The organism is Streptomyces phytophilus (genome assembly GCF_013870535.1).
In the GTDB taxonomy this organism is placed as follows: domain Bacteria; phylum Actinomycetota; class Actinomycetes; order Streptomycetales; family Streptomycetaceae; genus Streptomyces; species Streptomyces phytophilus.
Window position 1 is genome coordinate 1 of the sequence record NZ_JACBXC010000474.1, and the last position, 4292, is coordinate 4292.

A 4292-nucleotide genomic window follows, 5' to 3' on the forward strand; every position below is an offset into this window, starting at 1 on the left:
CAGCTCGCGCAGCCGGGCGGGGTCGAGCCGGCCGGCCGCGTCGACCGGGACGAGCCGTACGGCGCGGCGGCCGAGCCCGGTGGTGTGCGCGATCTTCAGCCAGGCGAGGTGGCTCTCCGCCGAGGCGTAGAGCACCGGCTGCCCCGGCAGGCCGGTCAGCCCGGTGTCGGCGTAGCCGGGGAAGCGCCGGGTCAGGGCGACGACGACGGCGGTGAGGTTGGCCTCGGCGCCGCCGGTGGTGAAGGAGCCGTCCGCGGCCGGCGGCAGGCCGAGGCGCGCGGCGAGGAAGCGCAGCACGTGCCGCTCGATCTCGACCGCGGCCGGGGCGTGTCCGTAGGCGGCGAGCTGCGGGTTCACCCCGGCGGCGACCAGTTCGCCGGCGACGCCCCACCAGGTGGGCGTCGGTACGAACAGGCCCAGGTAGCGCGGGTGCGTGGCGTGCACCCCCCAGCGGCGCAGCGCCCCGGTCACCTCCGCCAGCAGTTCGCCGGCCGGACGCGGCTCCGCGAAGTCGTGGCCGGCGAGCCACGCGCGGATCCGGTCCGTGCCCGGCTCCGCGGGCGCCACCGGCCCGGCGGCGACCGCCTCCGCGTGCCGTACGACCAGTCCCGCGGCCTCGGCGAGCAGCTCCGCGCCCGCCTCGCCGCCCACGTCCAGCGGCCCCGGTCCGCCGAGCCCGCCGGACGCCTCCTCGACGTCCTCTGCCATGGGGCCCACCCTGGACCACCCGCGGCCGGCCCTCCAGGGCCAAAGCCGGGGCGGACCACAGGACCAAAGGCGGGACCGGCCGCTACGCCCGCTCCCGCCAGCGGTTGGTGATCGGCAGGCGGCGGTCCTTGCCGAAGCCCTTCGGGGAGATCTTCGTGCCCGGCGGGTACTGCCGCCGCTTGTACTCCGCCGTGTCCACCATCCGCAGCACCCGCTCCACCAGCTCCGGGTCGTACCCGCGGGCGACGATCTCCGCGCTGCCGCGGTCGCGGTCGACGTACAGCTCCAGGATCGCGTCGAGCACGTCGTAGTCCGGCAGCGAGTCGGTGTCGAGCTGGTCGGGGCGGAGTTCGGCGCTGGGGGGCTTGGAGATGGAGTTCTCCGGGATCGGCGGGATCTCGTTCCGCTCGGCGGCGGCCGCGTTGCGCCACTTCGCGAGCCGGAAGACGACCGACTTGTAGACGTCCTTGATCGGGCCGTACGCGCCGACCGAGTCGCCGTACAGCGTCGAATAGCCCACGGCCAGCTCGCTCTTGTTGCCGGGGGCCAGGACGAGGGGGCCCTCCTGGTTGGAGACGGCCATCAGGAGCGTGCCGCGCAGCCGGGACTGGAGGTTCTCCTCGGCCAGGCCGGTCAGCCCCAGGGACTCCATATAGGCGTCGAACATCGGGCCGATGGGGACGCCGCGCAGGTGCAGCCCGGTGCGGCGGGCGAGTTCCGCGGCGTCGTCGCGGGAGTGCCGCGAGGAGTAGCGCGACGGCATGGAGATGCCGTACACCTGCTCGGCGCCGAGCGCGTCGCAGGCGACGGCGGCGACGAGGGAGGAGTCGATGCCGCCGGACAGGCCGATGAGCACGGAGCGGAAGCCGTTCTTCGTCACGTACGCGCGCAGCCCGGTGACCAGCGCCGTGTACATCTCCTCCTCGTCGCCGAGGCTCTCGGCCACCACCCCCGCGTACCGGCGGGTGTACGGCGCGACGGGCTCGGCGGACAGCGTCACGTGCTCGATGCGCAGCCCGTCGTCGGCGATGCCGGCCGGCGGCTCGGCGGGGGCGGCGGGCAGGTCGAGGTCGACGAGCAGGCACTCCTCGGTGAACTGCGCGGCGCGCGCGACGACCTCGCCGCGCCCGTCGACGACGATCGAGTCGCCGTCGTAGACCAGCTCGTCCTGGCCGCCGGTCATCGCGACGTACGCCGTCGTGCAGCCCGCCTCCTGGGCGCGCTTGCGGACCAGCTCCAGGCGGGTGTCGTCCTTGTTCAGCTCGTACGGCGAGGCGTTGACGGTGACGAGGAGGCCGGCGCCGGCGATCCGCGCGGACGGCACCCGGCCGCCGTCCTGCCACAGGTCCTCGCAGATCGCGAGCGCGACGTCGACGCCGGCGACGCGGACGACGGGCATGGTGTCGCCGGGGACGAAGTAGCGGAACTCGTCGAACACGCCGTAGTTGGGCAGGTGGTGCTTGGCGAAGGTGAGGACGACCTCGCCGCGGTGCAGCACGGCAGCCGCGTCCTTGGGCGAGCCGGCGGGCTGCCCGTAGCGGTGCCGCTCGCCGCTGCGGTCGAGGTACCCGACGAGCACGGGCGTCCCGCCCAGGCCCTCGGCGGCCAGCCGCCCGGCGAGCGCGCGCAGCGCGGCGCAGGACGCCTCGACGAAGGACGAGCGCAGGGCCAGGTCCTCCACGGGGTAGCCGGTGAGCACCATCTCGGGGAAGGCCACGAAGTGCGCGCCGCGGTCGGCCGCGTGCCGGGTCCAGCGGACGACGGCGTCGGCGTTGCCATCGAGGTCGCCGACGGTGGCGTCGATCTGATTCAGCGCGAGGCGAAGTTGAGGCACGGACCCATTTTATCGTCTGTCTGACGCAATACCGTGCCCGGGGCCGGGCGGCCTGCGTCACAGAATGTTCGCCCAGATTTGTGACCCGACCCAGTTCACCGGCAACCGCCGGGTGGGCATCGTGACGCGGGCACCCCGCACCCCTACTCGCCCGTACGCAGCCACCGACACCCCGGACCGGGAGGACCCCCCATGGAGCGCCGCTCGTTTCTCCGCGCAGTGACCGCAGGCACCGGCGCCGTCGCCGTCACCGGCGGACTCTGGCACGCCGCCGCGACCCCGGCGGCGGCAGCCGCGGCGGACAGCCCGTACGGCCCGCTGCTGGCCCCCGACGCCAACGGGCTGGCGCTGCCGCAGGGCTTCACCGGCCGCGTCGTCGCCCGCTCCACCCGCTCCGTCGGCGGCATCACGTGGCACGGCGCCCCGGACGGCGGCGCGTGCTTCGCCGACGGCGACGGCTGGATCTACGTCTCCAACTCCGAACTCCCGCTGATCGGCGGCGCCTCCGCGCTCCGCTTCGGCGCGGACGGCTCGGTGACGGCGGCCCGCCGCATCCTGGACGGCACGAACCTCAACTGCGCGGGCGGGGCGACGCCCTGGAACACGTGGCTGTCGTGCGAGGAGACGTACCGCGGCAAGGTCTACGAGACGGACCCGTACGGCAACCGCTCGGCTTCCTCGTACGGCGCGATGGGCCGCTTCAAGCACGAGGCGGCGGCGTGCGACACGGACCGCCGGGTCGTCTACCTCACGGAGGACGAGGACGACGGCTGCTTCTACCGCTTCACGCCGGCGTCCTGGGGGGCGTGGGGCGCGCTGTCGTCGGGCCGCCTCGACGTGCTGTGCGACGCGGGCGGCGGGGCGGTGGAGTGGCGCGAGGTTCCCGACCCGGACGCGCCGTGGCCGTGGGAGCAGACGCGGGCGCAGGTCGGCGAGGCGCTGCACTTCGACGGCGGCGAGGGCTGCTACTACTCGCCGCAGGCGGGCGTCTGCTACTTCACGACGAAGGGCGACAACCGCGTCTGGGCCTACGACGCGGGCGCCAACGCCCTGGCGGTGGTCTACGACGCGGACGAGCCGCTGGGCACGGTCGACAACATCACGGGCCGCGCGGGCGGCGACCTGTACGTCGCCGAGGACGGCGGCAACATGGAGATCAACATCATCACCCCCGCGGGCACGGTGGCCCCGGTGGTCCGCATCGACGGCCACCCGGAGTCGGAGATCACCGGCCCGGCGTTCTCCCCGGACGGCTCCCGGCTGTACTTCTCGTCGCAGCGGGGCGAAAGCGGCTTCGCGGCCGGCACGGACGGCGTCACGTACGAGGTCCACGGCCCGTTCCGCGCGTAGCCCCCGGCGGGGACCGGGACGCCGGTTCCGGGGGGTCCGGGGGCGAAGCCCCCTGGACCCCCTCCGTGTTTGCCGGATGCCGCCCGAAACGGTGACACCCCGGCCCTTTTCCTGCGGGCGGCCGGGCCCCTCCGGCAGCATCCCGCCCCATGGATGCCGTGCGCGTGGCGCTGTTGCGGGAAGTGCTGGCCGGGACCGAGTGGCCCGGCGCGGCGCGGCGGTTCGCCGGGGTGCTGCGGGGGGCCGTCGAGGCGCAGGGGGGCGGGCTGCTGCTGGTGGGCACCGAGGCGTACGAGCCGTGGCACCTCGCCGCCCACCTCGACGACGAGGCCGTCTGGTCCGGCCTGCCCGCCCTCTCCCCCACCCTCGTACGCCACCGGGTGCCGCGGGCCGGCCCTGC

Annotated in this window: 3 protein-coding genes and 1 pseudogene; 2 read left to right on the forward strand and 2 right to left on the reverse strand. The window is 74.8% G+C overall.

Going from position 1 to position 4292, the window contains the following annotated elements:
- Both H5J30_RS19510 and H5J30_RS19515 read right to left on the reverse strand, forming a co-directional pair.
- Window positions 1-708, reverse strand: a 708-nt coding sequence (locus H5J30_RS19510) for a pyridoxal-dependent decarboxylase (RefSeq protein ID WP_258563416.1), incomplete at its 3' end; no start/stop codon positions are given.
- Between the two features lie 82 nt (window positions 709-790).
- Window positions 791-2542 carry an NAD+ synthase gene (locus H5J30_RS19515; protein WP_181788700.1) on the reverse strand — a complete coding sequence of 584 codons (1752 nt, stop codon included), beginning with the start codon at window positions 2540-2542 and terminating at the stop codon, window positions 791-793.
- Window positions 2543-2734: 192 nt separating this feature from the next.
- Here H5J30_RS19515 and H5J30_RS19520 point away from each other — a divergent pair, with 192 nt between their 5' ends.
- A complete protein-coding gene (locus H5J30_RS19520; protein ID WP_181788701.1) occupies window positions 2735-3892 on the forward strand; it encodes an alkaline phosphatase PhoX in 1158 nt (385 codons plus the stop codon).
- A 149-nt stretch (window positions 3893-4041) separates the two neighbouring features.
- Window positions 4042-4292 (forward strand): annotated as a pseudogene (locus H5J30_RS19525) (hypothetical protein); the annotation flags it as partial.